Below are 17,474 nucleotides of genomic sequence, written 5' to 3'. Positions count from 1 at the left end.
ATGCAGACCCTCAACCTCTCCCTGCTGTGCCTGGCCCTGGGCTGCAGCGCCAGCGCCTTCGCCGGCTCCCCTGTGGTCGACAACGCCACCCTCGACGCCAGTGGCCGCGCCTACCAGGGCAACCTCAACATCAACCAGGCCGCGGGAGACGCCCTGCAACAGGCCAACGTGAAAGCCATCGCCATCGGCACCGAAGGCCAGGCCAGCACGCAGATCCGCCAACGCAGCGACTTTCGCGCCAACAGTGCGCTCGACGCCCACGCCAGCATCAATGGCAACGCCTTCAGCAACGGCAACGGCATGCTGGGCATCAACCAATCGGCGGGCGCCGCCACGCAGCAGGCCAACGCGGTGCGCATCAGCATCAGCGCAATTGCACAGAGCATCGACGACAGCATTCTCAGCCAGCAGAACGTCTCGCTGGCCAACAGCTCCGACGCAACTGATCACACACCCGGCAGTCGCCAGGTCACGACCAGTGACCAGGCCTTCACCGGCAGCCGTGGCGTGATCCAGTTGAATCAGAGCGCCGGGGTGGGCAACCGAATGGCCAACACCCTGAGCGTCCGGGTCGCGGATTGACCCGATCAGCAACACAACACTTAACAACGAAAATATAAGCGGAGAAACACCATGAAACCAAAAATGGCACTCAAGCCTCTGGTATTCGCCCTCGCTGCGGTCATGGCAGTTGCTGCACAAGCCGGCGGCCGTGGCAACGACAACCACGGCGGCCACAACAACGGCCACAACAACAACGAAAGCCTGCTGCTGTCCCTGCTGGTGAACGCCGGTTCCGCCGCCACCGTTCTGGACACCCAGAACAACTCCGGCAACCGTGTGCTGAACCAGGGCACCCGCAACGATGCCCGCATGGACAACTCGGCCAACGGTTCCCAAGGCAACCTGGGCGCCAACGTCGCAGCCGGCGACGGCAACCAGCAGGACAACGTTGCCGCGATCGCCACCGCCGATGAGAACTTCATCTTCGGCAGTGCCGTGGCCATGGCTCAAGCCACTCAGACCAACAGTGGCAACACCGTCAAGAACTACTCGACCTCCAACAACGCCAACCTCACCGGTTCGGCCAACGGCAGCTCCGGCAACATCGGCATCAACGTGACCGCCGGGGACTTCAACCAACAGAAAAACAACATGGCCATCGCCGTGTCGGGTGGCCGTGTCGCTGCCGCCACCGGTGCAGCCAACCAGAACGTCGGCGGCCTGAACGTCACCAACAAGGCCGACCGTACCTACAGCAAGGAAACCCTCACCTCCACCTTCGCTGCCTACGGCCACTACCAAGGCAATGGCTACGGCTACGTCGAAGACGAAAGCAGCCGCGATCGCCATGGCAACACCCATGTCGACAAGGACCCGCTGAAGTTCCACGAAGAAGGCACCTTCGGCCTGGCCGGCGTTGCCTCCTATCAGGTCCTGACCCCCACCGGCTGGCGCAACCCTGTGACCAACAACGCCAACCTGAGCAACTCGCTCAATGGCGTGTCGGGCAACGTTGGCGCCAACGTCTCGGCAGGCAGCGGCAACCAGCAGACCAACTCGCTGTCCATCGCCGCAGGTTGCAAAGCCTGCATGTAACAGCAGCCGATCGGGGCCCTTCGGGGCCCCTTTCCCTGTCTCTACCCGGTGGAGAAGGTCATGCGCATTGTCCTGCTTGCCACACTCATGTTCCTGGCCGGTCTCGTAGAAGCGGCACAGATGCCGATTGCCGCCTTGCCAGGCGGCACCCTCGTCTACAAGCCGGTGCAGAGCCTGCGTGAGCGGCGCTTCGCCGACCTTGTGCAACAGAAGACCGATTTCAGCTGCGGCGCCGCCGCCCTGGCCACCGTCCTCAAGCAGGCCTACTGGCTCGACGTGGACGAACACCAGGTCATCGAAGGCATGCTCGCCCATTCCGACCAGGACACCGTCAAGGTGCAGGGTTTCTCCATGCTCGACATGAAGCGCTACGTCGAAAGCATCGGCATGCGCGCCCGGGGCTATCGGGTCGAACCCGACACCCTGGAAAAGGTGAGCATTCCGGTGATCGTGCTGATGGACATCCGTGGCTACAAGCACTTCGTGGTGCTGCAGCGCATCGACAAGGGCTGGGCCTATATCGGCGACCCTGTCCTGGGCCACAAACGCTACAAATTCGATGATTTCCTCAAAGGCTGGAACGGCATCATCTTCGCCGTCATCGGCCCCGGCTACGACAAGGCCAACGCCCTGCTCGACCCGCCGGCACCTCTGACCGCGAAGAACCGCGTCAACGGTTTCTATCCGGTAGAAGACGCGCAACTGATGGAGTTCGGTTTCATCCAGAGCGATTTCTTCTGACGATTACAAGGGGCACGAAGTCCCGGGGAGCAGCGATGAAGACTACCACCTGGCTGGTCGCAGCATGCCTGGCTGCCAGCCTCCCCGCCCACGCACAGGTGTTCAAGCCCATCGAGGTCAAGGACCAGGAGCTTGCCCAACTGCGTGGGAAGTACGTGATGCCGGGACGGATCATCAGTTTCGGTGTCGTCATGAGCAGCACCTGGCAGAACGCCGCCGGTGATCGCATCGGCGCCACGACGACCCTGCAGGTCCAGCAGAACGTGATCAAACCGCAGTTCTACGTGTCGATGACCGGCGAGAACGGCTCGGGCAACGCCCCTGGCCGCGGCAATGGCCTGGTCAACGGCGGCGCAGGCCTGGTCAACACTACCCAGGGCGTGACCCAGTCGGTGCGCGCGGCCGGCGACAACAACAGCGCCTATAACGATGTCGCCATCAATGTTCGCGAGGCCAGCCAGGTCGCTGATGCCGGCGTACCGCAAGGCCAGGTCCTGGCCGCAGGCACCACCCTCAGCACCAGCAACAACGCCGGCACGCTCAGCGTCTCGAACAGTGGCAGCGGGATCCAGATGGCCATCCAGGCCAACAACAATCAAGGGCAAAGCCTGCAACGCCTGGCCGATGGTGGGCTGCTCCAGGCCACCACCTTGCTGGGCGGCAGCAACGCGGTCAGCAACCTGACACAGCTCAATGTGGTGCTGCGCGACAACCTGCCTTCGGCAGGTGCGCTGAACTGCAATCTTGATCAACTCAAGGGCCTTCGTGTTTCAGGATATTGATCTACGCTTCGTCTCAATCATCGCAGTTGGAAGGGACGGCTAACTTATGCATCGATCGTTGTCATTGGGGGCAGTTGTCTGCCTGGGGACCTTGGTACCATCGTCACTGCTCTACGCAGCCAGTGACCCTCAGGTAGACGCGCTGAAAGCCGAACTGGCTGCGCTCAAGCAGCGCTACGAAGCGCAGCAACAGGCGCTGATGGTGCTCGAACAGCGCGTTCGCCAGGTCGAAGAGCAGCCCGCCGCCCCACCCCCCAAGCGCCTGACCCGCTCGCCGGCCTCCGAGCCGCGCAACAACCAGGCGATCGCCGCATCTGGCGGCAGCGGTTCATCCTATGGCGAGTCGCTCAAGGATGATTCGGAGCCGGCGCAGAGTGTGTCCAACCTCTACGACGAAGCCAGTGGCTTCTTCGGTGGCGGCAAGTTCAGCGTCGAGACCGGCATTACCTATGCCCGCTACGACACCCGCCAACTGATCCTCAACGGCTTCCTCGCGCTGGACTCGATCTTCCTGGGCAACATCAACCTGGACCGGATCAAGGCCGACAACTGGACGCTCGACCTCACCGCGCGCTACAACCTCGACAACCGCTGGCAGTTCGACGTGAACGTGCCGATCGTCTACCGCGAGTCGACCTACCAGTCCGGGGGTGTCGGCGGTAACGCCCAGGGCATTTCCGAACGCACCATTACCCGCGACCCAACCCTTGGCGACGTCAACTTCGGCGTGGCCTACAAGTTCCTCGACGAGTCGGAGAACACCCCGGATGCGGTGTTCAGCGTGCGGGTCAAGGCACCGACCGGCAAGGATCCATTCGGTATCAAGCTGCTGCGCGACACCGAGAACGACAGCCTCAGCTACCCAGAAGACCTGCCCACCGGCAACGGTGTCTGGTCGATCACCCCGGGCATCTCGCTGGTCAAGACCTTCGACCCGGCAGTGCTGTTCGGCAGCCTGTCGTACACCCACACCTTCGAGGATTCGTTCAGCGACGTCAGCTCGACGATCAACCAGAAAGTACCGGGCAAGGTGAAGATCGGCGACAGCTTCCAGATCGGTGCAGGCGTGGCCTTCGCCCTCAACGAGAAGATGTCGATGTCGTTCTCGGTCTCGGACCTGATCGCCCGGCGTTCGCGGATCAAGTCTGCGGAAACCGGCGACAGCTGGGCCGACGTCAAGAGCAGCGATGCCAATGCCGCCTACTTCAACGTCGGCATGACCCTCGCGGCCACCGACAACCTGACCATCGTGCCGAACCTGTCGATCGGCCTGACCGACGATGCACCGGACTTCACCTTCAGCCTGAAATTCCCCTACTACTTCTGATCCATCCAGCCCGGGGGCGCCTCGCGCCCCTGCACTTCAATTGGTAACCAACCTTGTCGCGTCCGGCCTTCCCGTGAGGGGGCTGTTATGATGCAGCACATTTTTGTGACTGTTTCATGGCAAGGAAGGACGTTTCGTGAAGAACATGCTTGGCCATCCCCGCGCTCGGCTCGCCACCCTGGCAGTGCTGGTCGTGGTGATCCCCCTGGCCGCCCGCGCACTGCTGGGTTGGTCCGATCCGCTGGGGTACCTATCGGACCTGGCGATCGGCATCCTGCTGGTACTGCTGTTGCAGCGCAGCCCCTGGTGGCTGGCACTGCCGGTGCTGCTGGCCTGGGGTGGGCTGCTGGTGGCTTCGGCCGAGCTGGTCAGTGCGGTCGGGCGCCTGCCGAACAGCAGCGATCTGGGCTATCTGTTCGACCCACAGTTCATGGAAAACTCCACCGGCGGAGCCCTTGCTCATCCCTGGCTGCCCTGGACCCTCGGTGCCGCCCTTTCAGCCTGGCTGCTGACCCGCTGGCTGCAGCGCGGCCAACCCGCCCCGGCGTTGCCACGTGCGGCCTGGGCCGCCCCTGCAGTACTGCTCGCCGCGCACTGGGGCAGCGAGCACCTGATACCTTCCGATGCCGACCAGTGGCGTCAGTACAATCTCTCCCATCAACTGCTCTCGGCAGGCACCAGCGACCTGCAACTCAAGGCACAGGCCTGGCTGGGCCACGACCTGACGGTCACACCGCTGCCCAGCGCCGGCCTGACCCAGGCCGACCTCGACGGCCGCAGGCTGTTCGAAGCCCCCGGCAGCGCACGCAACCTGCTGGTCATTACCCTCGAAGGGATCCCCGGCGCCTATGTGCGCGCCAACCGGCAAGCCCTGCACAGCCGTTTCGATGACGACCTGATGCCCAACCTCAGCCGCTGGGCCGAACGCGGCATGAACACACCCGATTATGTCCTGCACACCCATCAGACCATTCGTGGCCTGTACGCCATGCTCTGCGGCGATTACGACAAGCTCGCCAACGGCACGCCCAAGGGTGTCGAGCTGCTGACCCAGGACCTGCGCAACCAGGCCTGCCTGCCCGCACAATTGCGCCAGGCCGGCTTCAGCACCCACTACCTGCAGGGCGCCGGCCTGCGCTTCATGGCCAAGGACCGGATCATGCCGCACATCGGCTTCGACTCGGTGCACGGCCTTGAGTGGTTCCGCAACGACAACTACCTCGAGTTCCCCTGGGGCAAGGACGACAAGGCCTTCTTCGAGGGCGCGCTGGGCTATGTCGGTGAGCTGCGCAAACAGCGCCAGCCGTGGATGCTGACCCTGCTCACGGTCGGCACCCACCAGCCCTACTCCGCACCAGACGATTACCTGCAACGCTACGACAGCGCCAAACAGGCGGCGGTCGCCTACCTGGACGACGCCCTGGGCGCGTTCCTCGACGCCCTCGAACGCCAGGGCGTGCTCAAGGACACCCTGGTGGTCATCACTTCGGACGAGTCCCACGGCATCGACGGTGTGCGCCTGGCCTCGTCCTGGGGCTTCAACCTCACCCTCGCACCCGAACAGGCACAGTTGCCGAAGATCAAGCCCGGCACCTACGGCCATGTCGACCTGGCCACATCGCTGCTCGACTACTTCGCGCTGCCGATTCCCGCCGCCCTGGCCGGTCGCTCGCTGTACCGCGACTACGACAGCGGCCGGGAAATGATCTCTTTCACCAACGGCATGCTGCGCTACCACGATGGCCGCGGCACCTTCAGCGAATGCGACTTCCAGCAACGCTGCCGACGCTACGCAAGCGAGGGATTCCTCGCCGACCAGGCGCAGTTCCTCGGCCGCGGCGAAGCCTCGCTGGGCCGCCAGATCACAGCGCTGGCCGGCGTGCTGGACCAATCGTTGCTGCAAACCCCGTTGAACCTGCGCTACCAATTTGGCGGGCCGTCGGCCATTCCTCTGCACAAGCGCATTCGTGACGACTGGGCCGACAATCTGATCGGCGCGCAGTACCTGGAAATGCCCCAAGGTTCGCACACCCGGGTGCGGGTCAAGGTGCGCTCGCTCGACCCTGCCCACCGGGCGCACATCCAGCTCAAGGCCAAGCAGCAGGAACAGGACGTACCGCTGGGGTTGCCCGAGGAGATCCTGGTCACGGCCGACCAGCCGATGGAGCTGGAGTTCGGCTTCGACAACCCCATCGAGCGCAAGGCGTTCTCCTTCCACCTGCTCGGCTATGGCGGGGGTGAAGTGGAAGTCAGCGATTTCAGCGTGATCACCGCCCTGCCGGGAGAAGAGGACGTGATCGAGGAAATACAGGACGACGGCCACATCGCGCAGTCGAGTTGAATCAAAAGCGGGCGTGATCCGTGCCAGGCATCGCGGTGTCTTTTTCGCGGGCAAGTCGGAGCGCCGAACCGCCGCTCCTGCAGGATTCAGCGGATCTGATGCTTGTGCAGCAAGCGGTAGAAGGTCGGTCGGGAAACCCCCAGCACCTTCGCCGCGATGCTCATGTTGTCACTGTGGCGGTTGAGCACATCGCACAGCGCCTGGCGTTCAGCCCGGTGCTTGTAGTCCTCCAGCGTCCCTAGCGGCGCCTCGGCTTCCTCCAGCACCTGCAACCCCAGATCCTGCGCCTCGATCTGCCGTCCCTCGGCCAGCACCAGTCCGCGACGTACACGGTTGGCCAGTTCGCGTACGTTGCCCGGCCACTCGTGGCGCCCCATGGCCGCCAGGGCATTGTCGCTGAACGAACGCGGCCGGCGCCCGGTTTCCAGGCTGTAAAAATGCGAGAAATGGCTGGCCAGCATCGACAGGTCACCGTGGCGGTCGCGCAGAGGCGCAGTCACCACTTGCAGAACATTGAGCCGGTAGTACAGGTCTTCACGAAACCTGCCACGCTCGATCGCCTGTTCCAGGTCCACGTGGGTCGCCGCCAGCACCCGCGCATCCACCGGAATCGGCTGGCTGCCGCCGACGCGCTCGATGTGCTTTTCCTGCAGAAAACGCAGCAGATTGGCCTGCAACTCCAGAGGCAGGTCGCCAATCTCGTCGAGGAACAGCGTACCGCCGTGCGCCGCCTCGATACGCCCGACCTTGCGTTGATGCGCGCCGGTAAAGGCACCTTTCTCGTGGCCAAACAGCTCGGACTGGATCAGATGCTCGGGGATGGCCCCGCAATTGATGGCAATGAATGGCTTGTCATGCCGCTGCGACTGACGATGCAGCGTACGCGCCACCAGCTCCTTGCCGGTGCCGCTCTCGCCACGGATCAGTACGGGCGACTCGGTCGGCGCCAGCTTGCCGAGCAGCTTGCGTAACTCGCGGATGGGTCGGCTCTCGCCGAGCAGTTCGTGCTCGGGCTCATCGACCCGCACTGCCCCCTTGCCACGCAGGCGCGCCATGCCGAACGCCCGCCCGAGGGTGACCTGCACCCGGGAAACATCGAATGGCAGGGTATGGAAGTCAAAGAACCACTCACAGACGAAATCGCCGACGTTCTGCATGCGCAACTCTTCGGCGCTGAGCACGGCGATCCATTCGGTATTGCTGCGCTTGATCAGATCCTTGACGGCATCCTGGTGACGCAGGTGCGAGGCCTGCAATCGCAACAGGCCGACGTCACAAGGATGTTCGAGCGCAGCGCCCAGGGTGCAACTGCGCACATCCCAACCGGCGCCCCGCAGGCCCGGCAGTAGACGGTGGCAATCGTCGCAGGGGTCGACAATCAGCAGACGGCGTTGGGATGCAGGTTCAAGCATGACCTATCCTTGGCGCCAATTTTCAGTTTTTTAATTAGAAACAGTAAGTTGCGGCGCCCGAATTAACAGTAGCAACGAACCTGACGGTGCCCACTACCGTTTGTCTGCCAAATGCCGTCACACAAAGCGAACCTGGAATTTTTGCCAATAACCGGCGTCACAGGCGGCACATACAACGGATAACTTTTACCGTTATAAAAAAATTTTCGACTGCCATGTGACTTCACCCACGACCCGGAGCATCAGTACCAATAACCCCGCGCTGCAATCGTTCATTTCTTTACCCTGCGCGGACACACATTTGCTGTTTGGGACTACAAGAGAGACCGAACCATGAATGCCCCGCTCCGTGTCAACGAAGCACTGCTGATCGCCGACCACGCCTTCGAACCCTTCCAGTGCGTTGCCTGGGATGCACCCAACGGTACTGGTGAACTGAGCCTGGCAGTGATCGACCGGACCAGCACCCGCATCGGCAGCAAGCAGGTATCCTCGCGCATCTATTCGGACCCTGCGCAATGGGCCAGCCTGATCGAGGAAGTCCGCGCCGAGCTGTTCGAAAAAGGCTACGACCTGCAACCCTGGTCCATGCCCAAGGCATAACTTGCCGTCGCACAGGTGCGCGTCTTGTCGCGCACTTGTGCAACTTTCCCCCTGCCGCTTCGGCAACTTTCAGTTTGTGCGACTTATTGTCGCGCGCCCACTTTATTCAACAACGTTGAACTGCTCGACATGCTGGTAATCCGCCTGCAGTTGCGCAGCGAGTTGCCGTGCCCGCCCCAGGCGCACCGGCGCCGTCTCGATATCGACCAGCACGCAGGCACAGGGCATCGGCTGCACAGGCTTCCAGCGTTGCAGGCGCCCGTCGGTCAGCACCAGGCAGCGCTGGACCTCCCCGGGGTGCGCTTTGCCACGGCGCAGCAACCACTGGCGCGCCTCTTCCAGGGCCGCGAGCAACGGCGTGCCGCCCCCCGCCCCGAGCGCACGCAGCCAGGGCTGAAGCGCAGCCGAAGCCTTCAGGCCATGACGCTGCCACTGTGGCGTGCTGCCGCTGGCGGTCAGCAACGCCAGGCGCGCACGCTGGCGGTAGGCCTGGTCGAAGAAGGTCTCCAGCAGCCCCTTGGCTTGCGCAAGGGATTGGTGGCGGCGGGTTGACGCCGACGCATCGACGATCACCAACCACAGTTCCGGCGCTTGCCCACGGCGTTGCTGCCAGCACAGGTCCTCGACACGGCGCGGCCGCCCCTTGAGCAGGGTCGGCAGCCAGGCGACCCGACCGTCAGCGGCTGCACGGGCGCGTCCACGGCTGGCACCTGTCAGTTTTCCGGCACGGGGCCTGGCATCCGCCGCTGAACCACTTCGTGCGCGGATGCTCAGGGCTTTTTTGCCCAGTTCGGCACCTCGCGCCGGGCACCTGCGCTCACCGGTTGTGCCTCCATTGCCCCCCAGTCACCTTGTCCACTCGGGTCTTGCGACTGCTGGCCGCCCTGAGGTGGCGTGTTCGAGCCAGCGGGCGGCTCTGCACTACGGCGGCGATGGCGCAAGGCAAATTCGGCCACAGCCTCTACATCTTCCTCGCCGATGGCCGCAGCACCGCGCCACGCGGCATGGGCGCGTGCCGCCCGCAACCAGACCAGGTCGGCACGCAGGCCATCGACACCCGCAGCGAAACAACGCTCGGTGATCCAGGCCAGCGCCTGGTCGTCCAGGGCAATGGCCGGCAGGCGCTCACGCGCGTGCTGGCAGCGGTCGCGCAACTGCGCCTGGGCCGCTGCCCACTGCGCGCAGAAGGCCTCGGGGTCGCTGTCGAATGCCAGGCGGCGGCGGATGATCTGCTGACGGTCGTTCGGCTCAGGCGCGCCTTCAAGGGCGATGTTCAAGCCGAAACGGTCGAGCAACTGCGGACGCAGCTCGCCCTCTTCCGGATTCATGGTGCCGATCAGCACGAAACGCGCGGCGTGACGGTGCGAGATGCCGTCGCGCTCGACACGGTTGGTGCCGCTGGCCGCCACATCCAGCAGCAGGTCCACCAGTGGGTCGGGCAGCAGGTTGACCTCATCCACATAGAGCACCCCACCATCCGCCTGGGCCAGCACGCCCGCCGAGAAGCGTGCCTTGCCCTGCCCCAGCGCAGCATCAAGATCCAGAGTACCGACCAGCCGCTCTTCGGTCGCGCCCAGCGGCAGGGTGACGAAAGGGCCTGCGCCGAGCAGGTCGGCCAGGCCCCGGGCCAAGGTGCTCTTGGCCATGCCACGCGGACCTTCGATCAGCACACCGCCGATCTTCGGGTCGATGGCGGTCAGGCACAGCGCCAGCTTGAGGTCTTCGGCACCGACCACGGCGGCCAGGGGGAACTGCAGGGGTTCGGTCATTTCAGGCCTCTTCCTCGCCGTCGAGCAACTGCTGCTCGAGGGCCTCGCGGTAATCGCCCGGCGCCTGCCACAGACCGCGCTGCTGGGCTTCCAGCAACCGTTCGGTCAGATCGTGCAAGGCGTGCGGGTTATGCTCGCGCATGAATGCTCGGGTCGCCGGATCGAGCACGTAGGCATCGGCCAGCGACTGGTAATGGTGATCGTCGATCAGGTGAGTGGTGGCATCGAAGGCGAACAGGTTGTCGACCGTCGCCGCCAGTTCGAAGGCACCTTTATAGCCGTGACGCTTGACCCCGTCGATCCACTTCGGGTTCAGCGCACGCGCGCGGATCACCCGGTTCAGCTCCTCCTTGAGGGTGCGGATACGCGGGCGATCGACCTGGCTGTGGTCGCCGTGGTAGCTGGCGACCGTGGCGCCGGCCAGGGTTTCGGCAGCTGCGAGCATGCCGCCCTGGAACTGGTAGTAGTCGTTGGAGTCGAGCAGGTCGTGCTCGTGGTTGTCCTGGTTCTGCAACACCGCCTGGACCTGCCCCAGGCGCTGGGCGAACTGGGCCCGTGCCGGCGTGCCTTCATCGGCAGCACCATAGGCATAGCCGCCATGATTGAGGTAGACCTCGGCCAAGTCGGCGCGCCCCTGCCAGAGGCGTCCGTCGATGGCGTTCTGCACACCCGCGCCATAGGCACCCGGCTTGGCGCCGAAAACCCGCCAACCCGCCTGGCGCGAGGCCTGCTCGACATCGACACCCTGCGCCAGCAGCGCCGCGCGCTCGGCACGCACACGGGCAGCCAACGGGTTGAGGTCGTCCGGCTCATCCAGCGCCGCCACGGCCTGTACCGCCGCGTCGAACAGGCGGATCAGGTTGCCGAAGGCATCGCGGAAGAACCCCGACACGCGCAAGGTTACATCGACCCGCGGGCGATCGAGCAGGCTCAGGGGCAGGATTTCGAAGTCATCGACCCGCTGGCTGCCGGTGGCCCATACCGGCCTCACCCCCATCAGCGCCATGGCCTGGGCGATATCGTCACCGCCGGTGCGCATGGTCGCCGTGCCCCAGACCGACAGCCCGAGCTGACGCAGGTGATCACCATGCTCCTGCAGGTGGCGCTCGAGGATCAGGCTGGCCGAGGCAAAGCCCAGGCGCCAGGCGGTGGTGGTGGGCAGGTTGCGCACATCCACGGTATAGAAGTTGCGTCCGGTAGGCAGCACGTCCAGACGCCCGCGACTGGGTGCGCCGCTGGGGCCTGCCGGCACAAAACGCCCGGCCAGGGCCGCGAGCAGGCCGTCGATCTCGGCGGCGCCACAAGCATCCAGGTTCGGCGCGACTTCGTCGGCGAGTGCCTGCAGCACGGCATGCACCGCCTGCCATTGCGCGGTATCGGGTGCTGCCAGGCGCCCTTCGATCAGGGCCAGGGCGAGCATCTCCAGACGTTCACGGGTATCACCCTGGGTGCGCCACAACGCAGCATCCAGCGCCTGCAGCAGCTCGGGACGCGGCCCTTGCCAAGCCTGACCAAGGTCGCAGTCCAGCGGGTCGAACGCCAGTTCCAGAGCACGTGCCAGTGCGCGCAGCAGGCTGGCGTTGCCGCCGCGGCCGTCACCACGATCGACCCGCAGCAGCGCCAGCAGCGTATCGCTGCGCAGGCGGCCTTGCGGCGACTGACCAAAGACATGCAAGCCATCGCGAATCTGCGACTCTTTCAAGTCGCATAAATAAGTGTCCAGGCGCGGCAGCCAGACAGCCGCATCGTCCAGTTGCCCTTCGAGCTGCAGGTCACGGTCGATATGGTTGGCCTTGACCAGTTCGAGAATGTCGCGCTGCAGCTCGCGGGCGCGGCGCGGGTCGAGCAGTTGCGCCTCGTAGTATTCGTCGGCCAACTGCTCCAGATGCCGCAGCGGCCCGTAGGTTTCGGCGCGGGTCAGCGGCGGCATCAGGTGATCGATGATCACCGCCTGGGTGCGGCGCTTGGCCTGGGCACCTTCACCGGGGTCGTTGACGATGAACGGGTAGATGTTCGGCAGTGGGCCGAGCAGCGCATCCGGCCAGCACTCGGCGGACAGTCCGACGCCCTTGCCGGGCAGCCACTCCAGGTTGCCGTGCTTGCCGACATGGATCAGCGCATCGGCGGCAAAGCCGTTGCGCAACCAGAAATGGAACGCCAGGTAGCCGTGCGGCGGCACCAGGTCCGGGTCGTGATACACCGCGCTCGGGTCTACCTGGTAGCCCCGGGCCGGCTGGATGCCGACGAAGGTCAGGCCGTAGCGCAGACCGGCGATCATCATCCGGCCGTTGCGGAACATCGGGTCTTGCTCGGGCGAGCCCCAGCGTTCGCGCACTGCCTGCTGGTTGGCCTCGGGCAGGCAGGCGAAGGCCGCGAGGTAGTCGCCCAGGGACAGGCTCTGGGCACAGGGACGCTGGTCGAGGTGGTCCAGGTCGTTGGTCACGCCGCCGAGCAGTTCGTGGATCAGCGCCGTGCCCGTCTGCGGCAGGCCCGCAACCGGGTAGCCCTCGGCCTGCAGGGCATGCAGGATGTTGAGCGCGGCGCCCGGCGTGTCGAGCCCTACGCCATTGCCGATACGCCCGTCGCGGGTCGGATAGTTGGCCAGCACCAGCGCCACACGCTTCTGGGCATTGGGCAGTCGCGCCAGCTCGACCCAGCGCCGCGCCAGTTCGGCGACGAAATCCATGCGTTCGGGATGGGCCTTGTAGCAGACCACATCGGACTGGCTGCGCTCGCTGCGCCAGGCCAGGTCCTTGAAGCTGACCGGCCGGGTGATGATGCGCCCGTCCAGCTCCGGCAAGGCGATGTGCATCGCCAGGTCGCGCGCGCCCAAGCCCTGCTCGCTGGCTTCCCAGCCGGGCTGGTTGTCCTGGGCGCAGATCGCCTGCAACACCGGCACGTCGCGGCGCAGCGGGCGCAGATTGGGCCGCTCCGGGCTGGACAAGGCAAAGCCTGTGGTGTTGATCACCACCTCGGCGCCGACCTCGTCGAGCCACGCCTCGACCTGTTCCAGACAGGCCGACTCCTTGAGGCTGGCGACTGCGATCGGCAATGGGTTCAGCCCGGCCGCCTGCACGCGCTGGCAGAACACATCGATGAACGCGGTGTTGGCGGCCTGCAGGTGCGAGCGGTAGAACAGGATCGGCGCCACCGGATGCTCCGGGTGCCACTCGGGGAACCAGTCTTCAAGCCCTGCACTGGGCTTGCCGGGGTGGTAGACCGTGGTGCGCGGCAGCGGCTGGGGTTCGTCCCAGGCATAGTCGCGCCCCAGCCACTGGCTGGCCAGGCAATTGAACAGGTTGACCGCATTGGCCTTGCCGCCCTGGCGCAGGTAGTGCCAGAGCCGCTCGGCCTGCTCGGTCGGCACCGTGCCCAACTGCGTCAGCTCAGGGTCGGGGCGGTCATCGCCGGGCACCAGGATCAACTGCACGCCACGCGCCGCGAGTTCGACCAACTGTTCTACGCCATAGCGCCAGTAGCCGACACCGCCGTGCAGCGACACCAGGATCACCTTGGCGTGACGCAACACCTCATCGATGTACAGGTCGACGGAGGCGTGGTTCTGCACCTGCATGGGGTTGGCCAGGCGCAGGCTGGGGAAATCGTCCGGCAGCTGCTCGGCGGTTTCGGCGAGCAGTGCCAGGTGAGAGTCACCGCTGCAGAGAATCACCAGCTCGGCGGGCGTCTGGCCGAGGTCGGCAATGCTGTCGTCCGGCACGAAGCCGCCGGGCTGGGTCCGCAGCAGGTGCATGGATCAGGCGCCCAGGGCCTGGCGCAGGCGCGCTTCCAACTGTGCCGCGTCGAGGTCCTGGCCGATCAGCACCAGGCGGGTGATGCGCGGCTCGTCGCTGCGCCAGGCGCGGTCGAAGTGCTTGTCGAAGCGCGTGCCCACACCTTGGATCAACAGGCGCATCGGCTTGCCGGGGATCGCGGCAAAACCTTTGGCACGCAGGATGCCGAACTCGGTGACCAACTGCGTCAGGGCATCGAGCAGCAGGCTTTCGTCCGCTTCAGGCAGGTCGATGGAGATGGAGTCGAAGGCGTCATGATCATGATCGTCATGATCGTCGCCGTCGTGGTGCGAATCGTGGTGGGTGCGACGGCCATCGATATGCACTTCGGACTCGGCCCCTACGCCCAGCAACACATCCAGCGGCAGGCGACCGCTGCTGGCCTCGATCACCTTGACGGCCGGCGGCAGTTCTTCGGCGACTTCGGCGCGGACCTTGGCCAGGCCCTCGGCGTCGATCAGGTCAGCCTTGTTCAGCACCACCAGATCGGCACTGGCCAGCTGGTCGGCGAACAGCTCGTGCAGCGGGGATTCGTGGTCCAGGTTGGGGTCCAGCTTGCGCTGGGCGTCGACCTGGTCCGGGTAGGCGGCGAAGGTGCCGGCGGCCACGGCCGGACTGTCGACCACGGTGATCACCGCATCGACGGTGCAGGCATTGCGGATTTCCGGCCACTGGAAGGCTTGCACCAGCGGTTTGGGCAGGGCCAGGCCACTGGTCTCGATGAGAATGTGGTCCAGGTCACCGCGACGGGCGACCAGCTCACGCATCACCGGGAAGAACTCTTCCTGCACGGTGCAGCACAGGCAGCCGTTGGCCAGCTCATAGACGCGGCCGTTGGCCTCTTCCTCGGTGCAGCCGATGCTGCACTGCTTGAGGATCTCGCCGTCGATACCCAACTCGCCAAACTCGTTGACGATGACCGCGATGCGTCGCCCCTGGGCGTTGTCGAGCATGTGGCGAAGCAAGGTGGTCTTGCCCGAGCCGAGGAAGCCGGTGACGATGGTGACGGGAAGTTTGGCCAGTGTTTTCATGTGGCGATGCCCTTGGCAGCAATGGTGCGGGCATGCGGGACGAAAGCCGCGGCCGACCGGCCGGACTCGCTCGCCACCGGATCACCCCGCCCGGTTGAAAGTCGAAAACGTTGCGAGGCAGGTCTCCTGGCTTGCACTGCACGACGTCCAGCCGTCAGGGCGACGCCTTCCCGCGCGTGGGCGCAGTGGCTGTGTCGAACCTGTTCAGTGCTTACAGTTGCGGGGGCAGCCGCGGCTTGTACCGCGTTCCCGTCTTAGCTCCGGCAGCGCCGGAGAACCTCGAAGCGGCAAGGCTACGCAGTGGTGCGCAGGTGGTCAACCGTCTGACGCTGATCGGAGCCTTCAGATGCCATCCCCGGCCAGCAGCTCGGTCAGCACCTGCGCCAGGGCCTTGACCATCACGTCGGCCGTTGGCCGGTGGACGATGACGATCTCGTAGCTGTCCACCTCCGGCAAACCTTGCGCCGCCCCCAGCACCCGGTGCTCGGCGGTGGCCGCGCGCGGCGGCAGCAGGCTCACGCCCATGCCGTCGGCCACCGCGGCCTGGATCCCGGACAGGCTGGAGCTGGTGAAGCTGATTCGCCAGCGGCGGCCCATGCCTTCGATGGCATGGATCATGTCTTCGCGGTACAGCCCGCGCGGCGGAAAGGTGACCAAGGGCACCGGGTCAAGCTCGAAGGCCGGCATGCGTACGCTGTCGATCCATTGCAGACGCTCGGGCCAGCAGGACACGCCCTCGCGGCTGTTGCGCCGCTGCTTGAGCAGCACCAGGTCGAGTTCGCCATTGTCGTAGGCCTGGCTCAGGTCGCGGCACAGACCGCTGGTGACTTCCAGCTTGACCTGCGGGTGCAGGCGGCTGAACGCCGACAGCGCATTGGTGGTTCGCCCGCCGACGAAATCTTCGGGCACGCCAAGGCGCACGGTGACGCCAACCATGGCCCCGGCCAGGGCCTCGAGCATCTGGTCGTTCAGCGCCAGCATGTGCCTGGCATAGCCAAGCAGCGTCTGCCCGGCGTCGGTGGGCAGCACGTCGCGATTGCCACGCACCAGCAGGCGATGGCCGACCATCTCCTCGAGGCGTCGCACCTTCTGGCTGATGGTCGACTGGGTCGAATGCAGGCGCGCGGCAGCCGTGGTGAAGCTGCCGCAATCGGCGACCACGACGATGGCGCGCAACAGGTCGAGGTCGAACAGAGCCCTATTCGGTTTTACGCTGATGGACATGAGGGTATTCGGTTTTCAAATGACGAGCTTGACTTCTAGCATGGCCCTTCACGCCGGGCAACGCTGATGCATTCGGAAATCCACTACCGGTCATCCAGATAATTCGTTTCAGTCGCCGGCAACTTTTTCCCTAGGATGAGGTTTTGCCTCAGGAGCCCCACGCATGCGCCACATCCTCGCCGCCTGCCTGCTGGCCTTCACCTGCCTTGCCGCCCACGCCGAGACCACCTCCATGGATACCCGCCTGCTTTATGCCGCCCAGCGCGGCGATGCACCTGCCATCCGTCGCTTGCTCAAGGAACCGCTGGCGCTCGACAGCCGCGATGGCCAAGGGCGCACGCCCCTGCTGGCGGCGACCCACGGCAACCATATCGACGCGGCCAAAGTGCTGATCGAAGCCGGCGCCGACGTCAACGCCAAGGACAACATCCACGACAGCCCCTACCTGTATGCCGGTGCCCGCGGCCTGAACGAGATCCTGCGCCTGACCCTGGCCCACGGCGCCGACCTCGCCAGCACCAACCGCTACGGCGGCACCGCGCTGATCCCGGCGGCCGAGCGTGGTCATGTGGAAACGGTGCAGATACTGATCGACGCGGGCGTGGACGTGAACCACCTCAACCGGTTGCACTGGACCGCCTTGCTGGAGGCAGTGATCCTTGGCGACGGCGGCCCGCGCCATGTGGACATCGTGCGTCGGCTGCTGGCGGCAGGCGCGGACCCTGCGATTGCCGACAAGGATGGCGTGACGGCGCTGGAGCATGCGCGGGCACTCGGGTATGCCGAGATGGTGGCGTTGCTGGAGCGTTGATGAAGCGCTGGTCGGTGGTAGGTGAAAGACAGTTGGCTCCCAC

General features: G+C 65.1%; 14 protein-coding genes and 1 riboswitch. Of the genes, 8 read left to right on the top strand and 6 right to left on the bottom strand.

The window, feature by feature from the left end:
* The 6 genes from APH44_RS18525 (at nucleotide 1) to APH44_RS18500 (ending at nucleotide 6,790) form a co-directional block, all read left to right on the top strand.
* Nucleotides 1–582 carry a hypothetical protein gene (locus APH44_RS18525; RefSeq protein ID WP_054893966.1) on the top strand — a complete coding sequence of 194 codons (582 nt, stop codon included), beginning with the start codon at nucleotides 1–3 and terminating at the stop codon, nucleotides 580–582.
* Nucleotides 583–633: 51 nt separating this feature from the next.
* Nucleotides 634–1,599, top strand: coding sequence for a hypothetical protein (locus APH44_RS18520; RefSeq protein ID WP_054893930.1), 966 nt, complete (start codon nucleotides 634–636; stop codon nucleotides 1,597–1,599).
* Between the two features lie 60 nt (nucleotides 1,600–1,659).
* A complete protein-coding gene (locus APH44_RS18515) occupies nucleotides 1,660–2,340 on the top strand; it encodes a C39 family peptidase (protein ID WP_054893929.1) in 681 nt (226 codons plus the stop codon).
* A gap of 35 nt (nucleotides 2,341–2,375) precedes the next feature.
* Complete coding sequence (locus tag APH44_RS18510; protein ID WP_054893928.1) at nucleotides 2,376–3,122, top strand: hypothetical protein; 747 nt, start codon at nucleotides 2,376–2,378, stop codon at nucleotides 3,120–3,122.
* Nucleotides 3,123–3,168: 46 nt separating this feature from the next.
* Complete coding sequence (locus APH44_RS18505) at nucleotides 3,169–4,449, top strand: transporter (RefSeq protein WP_054893927.1); 1,281 nt, start codon at nucleotides 3,169–3,171, stop codon at nucleotides 4,447–4,449.
* 145 nt (nucleotides 4,450–4,594) lie between these two features.
* The gene (locus APH44_RS18500; RefSeq protein WP_371105615.1) at nucleotides 4,595–6,790 is read left to right on the top strand and encodes an LTA synthase family protein; all 2,196 of its coding nucleotides are present in this window, start codon (nucleotides 4,595–4,597) and stop codon (nucleotides 6,788–6,790) included.
* Between the two features lie 86 nt (nucleotides 6,791–6,876).
* Here APH44_RS18500 and APH44_RS18495 read toward each other — a convergent pair whose 3' ends face one another.
* The gene (locus tag APH44_RS18495; protein WP_054893925.1) at nucleotides 6,877–8,202 is read right to left on the bottom strand and encodes a sigma-54 dependent transcriptional regulator; all 1,326 of its coding nucleotides are present in this window, start codon (nucleotides 8,200–8,202) and stop codon (nucleotides 6,877–6,879) included.
* Between the two features lie 333 nt (nucleotides 8,203–8,535).
* Here APH44_RS18495 and APH44_RS18490 point away from each other — a divergent pair, with 333 nt between their 5' ends.
* A complete protein-coding gene (locus APH44_RS18490; RefSeq protein WP_054893924.1) occupies nucleotides 8,536–8,805 on the top strand; it encodes a hypothetical protein in 270 nt (89 codons plus the stop codon).
* Nucleotides 8,806–8,907: 102 nt separating this feature from the next.
* Here APH44_RS18490 and APH44_RS18485 read toward each other — a convergent pair whose 3' ends face one another.
* The 5 genes from APH44_RS18485 to APH44_RS18465 all read right to left on the bottom strand — a co-directional run bounded on the left by APH44_RS18485 (nucleotide 8,908) and on the right by APH44_RS18465 (nucleotide 16,620).
* On the bottom strand, nucleotides 8,908–9,522 hold the full coding sequence (locus tag APH44_RS18485; RefSeq protein WP_054893923.1) for a VWA domain-containing protein: 615 nt from the start codon (nucleotides 9,520–9,522) through the stop codon (nucleotides 8,908–8,910).
* A gap of 53 nt (nucleotides 9,523–9,575) precedes the next feature.
* The gene (locus APH44_RS18480) at nucleotides 9,576–10,574 is read right to left on the bottom strand and encodes an ATP-binding protein (protein WP_054893922.1); all 999 of its coding nucleotides are present in this window, start codon (nucleotides 10,572–10,574) and stop codon (nucleotides 9,576–9,578) included.
* A gap of 1 nt (nucleotide 10,575) precedes the next feature.
* The gene (gene cobN / locus APH44_RS18475) at nucleotides 10,576–14,325 is read right to left on the bottom strand and encodes a cobaltochelatase subunit CobN (protein WP_054893921.1); all 3,750 of its coding nucleotides are present in this window, start codon (nucleotides 14,323–14,325) and stop codon (nucleotides 10,576–10,578) included.
* A 3-nt stretch (nucleotides 14,326–14,328) separates the two neighbouring features.
* A complete protein-coding gene (gene cobW / locus APH44_RS18470; protein ID WP_054893920.1) occupies nucleotides 14,329–15,396 on the bottom strand; it encodes a cobalamin biosynthesis protein CobW in 1,068 nt (355 codons plus the stop codon).
* A 98-nt stretch (nucleotides 15,397–15,494) separates the two neighbouring features.
* Nucleotides 15,495–15,693, bottom strand: a riboswitch (cobalamin riboswitch).
* Between the two features lie 45 nt (nucleotides 15,694–15,738).
* Nucleotides 15,739–16,620, bottom strand: coding sequence for a LysR substrate-binding domain-containing protein (locus tag APH44_RS18465; RefSeq protein WP_054893919.1), 882 nt, complete (start codon nucleotides 16,618–16,620; stop codon nucleotides 15,739–15,741).
* Between the two features lie 163 nt (nucleotides 16,621–16,783).
* On the opposite strand from APH44_RS18465, the gene APH44_RS18460 reads away from it, so the two are divergent.
* A complete protein-coding gene (locus APH44_RS18460; RefSeq protein ID WP_054893918.1) occupies nucleotides 16,784–17,431 on the top strand; it encodes an ankyrin repeat domain-containing protein in 648 nt (215 codons plus the stop codon).
* Nucleotides 17,432–17,474 lie beyond the last annotated feature (43 nt).

It is taken from the genome of Pseudomonas sp. NBRC 111143, assembly GCF_001320965.1.
Taxonomy (GTDB): domain Bacteria; phylum Pseudomonadota; class Gammaproteobacteria; order Pseudomonadales; family Pseudomonadaceae; genus Aquipseudomonas; species Aquipseudomonas machongensis.
This window is presented reverse-complemented; position numbering and strand designations above follow the sequence as displayed.

What these genes read in the sequence shown, in the direction of transcription:
- APH44_RS18500 (WP_371105615.1), top strand. Translation starts at nt 4,595, where the DNA reads ATGCTTGGCCATCCCCGCGCTCGGCTCGCCACCCTGGCAGTGCTGGTC.
- APH44_RS18460 (WP_054893918.1), top strand. Translation starts at nt 16,784, where the DNA reads ATGCGCCACATCCTCGCCGCCTGCCTGCTGGCCTTCACCTGCCTTGCC.
- APH44_RS18480 (WP_054893922.1), bottom strand. Translation starts at nt 10,574, where the DNA reads ATGACCGAACCCCTGCAGTTCCCCCTGGCCGCCGTGGTCGGTGCCGAA.
- APH44_RS18520 (WP_054893930.1), top strand. Translation starts at nt 634, where the DNA reads ATGAAACCAAAAATGGCACTCAAGCCTCTGGTATTCGCCCTCGCTGCG.
- APH44_RS18510 (WP_054893928.1), top strand. Translation starts at nt 2,376, where the DNA reads ATGAAGACTACCACCTGGCTGGTCGCAGCATGCCTGGCTGCCAGCCTC.
- APH44_RS18515 (WP_054893929.1), top strand. Translation starts at nt 1,660, where the DNA reads ATGCGCATTGTCCTGCTTGCCACACTCATGTTCCTGGCCGGTCTCGTA.
- APH44_RS18505 (WP_054893927.1), top strand. Translation starts at nt 3,169, where the DNA reads ATGCATCGATCGTTGTCATTGGGGGCAGTTGTCTGCCTGGGGACCTTG.
- APH44_RS18525 (WP_054893966.1), top strand. Translation starts at nt 1, where the DNA reads ATGCAGACCCTCAACCTCTCCCTGCTGTGCCTGGCCCTGGGCTGCAGC.
- cobN (WP_054893921.1), bottom strand. Translation starts at nt 14,325, where the DNA reads ATGCACCTGCTGCGGACCCAGCCCGGCGGCTTCGTGCCGGACGACAGC.
- cobW (WP_054893920.1), bottom strand. Translation starts at nt 15,396, where the DNA reads ATGAAAACACTGGCCAAACTTCCCGTCACCATCGTCACCGGCTTCCTC.
- APH44_RS18495 (WP_054893925.1), bottom strand. Translation starts at nt 8,202, where the DNA reads ATGCTTGAACCTGCATCCCAACGCCGTCTGCTGATTGTCGACCCCTGC.
- APH44_RS18465 (WP_054893919.1), bottom strand. Translation starts at nt 16,620, where the DNA reads ATGTCCATCAGCGTAAAACCGAATAGGGCTCTGTTCGACCTCGACCTG.
- APH44_RS18490 (WP_054893924.1), top strand. Translation starts at nt 8,536, where the DNA reads ATGAATGCCCCGCTCCGTGTCAACGAAGCACTGCTGATCGCCGACCAC.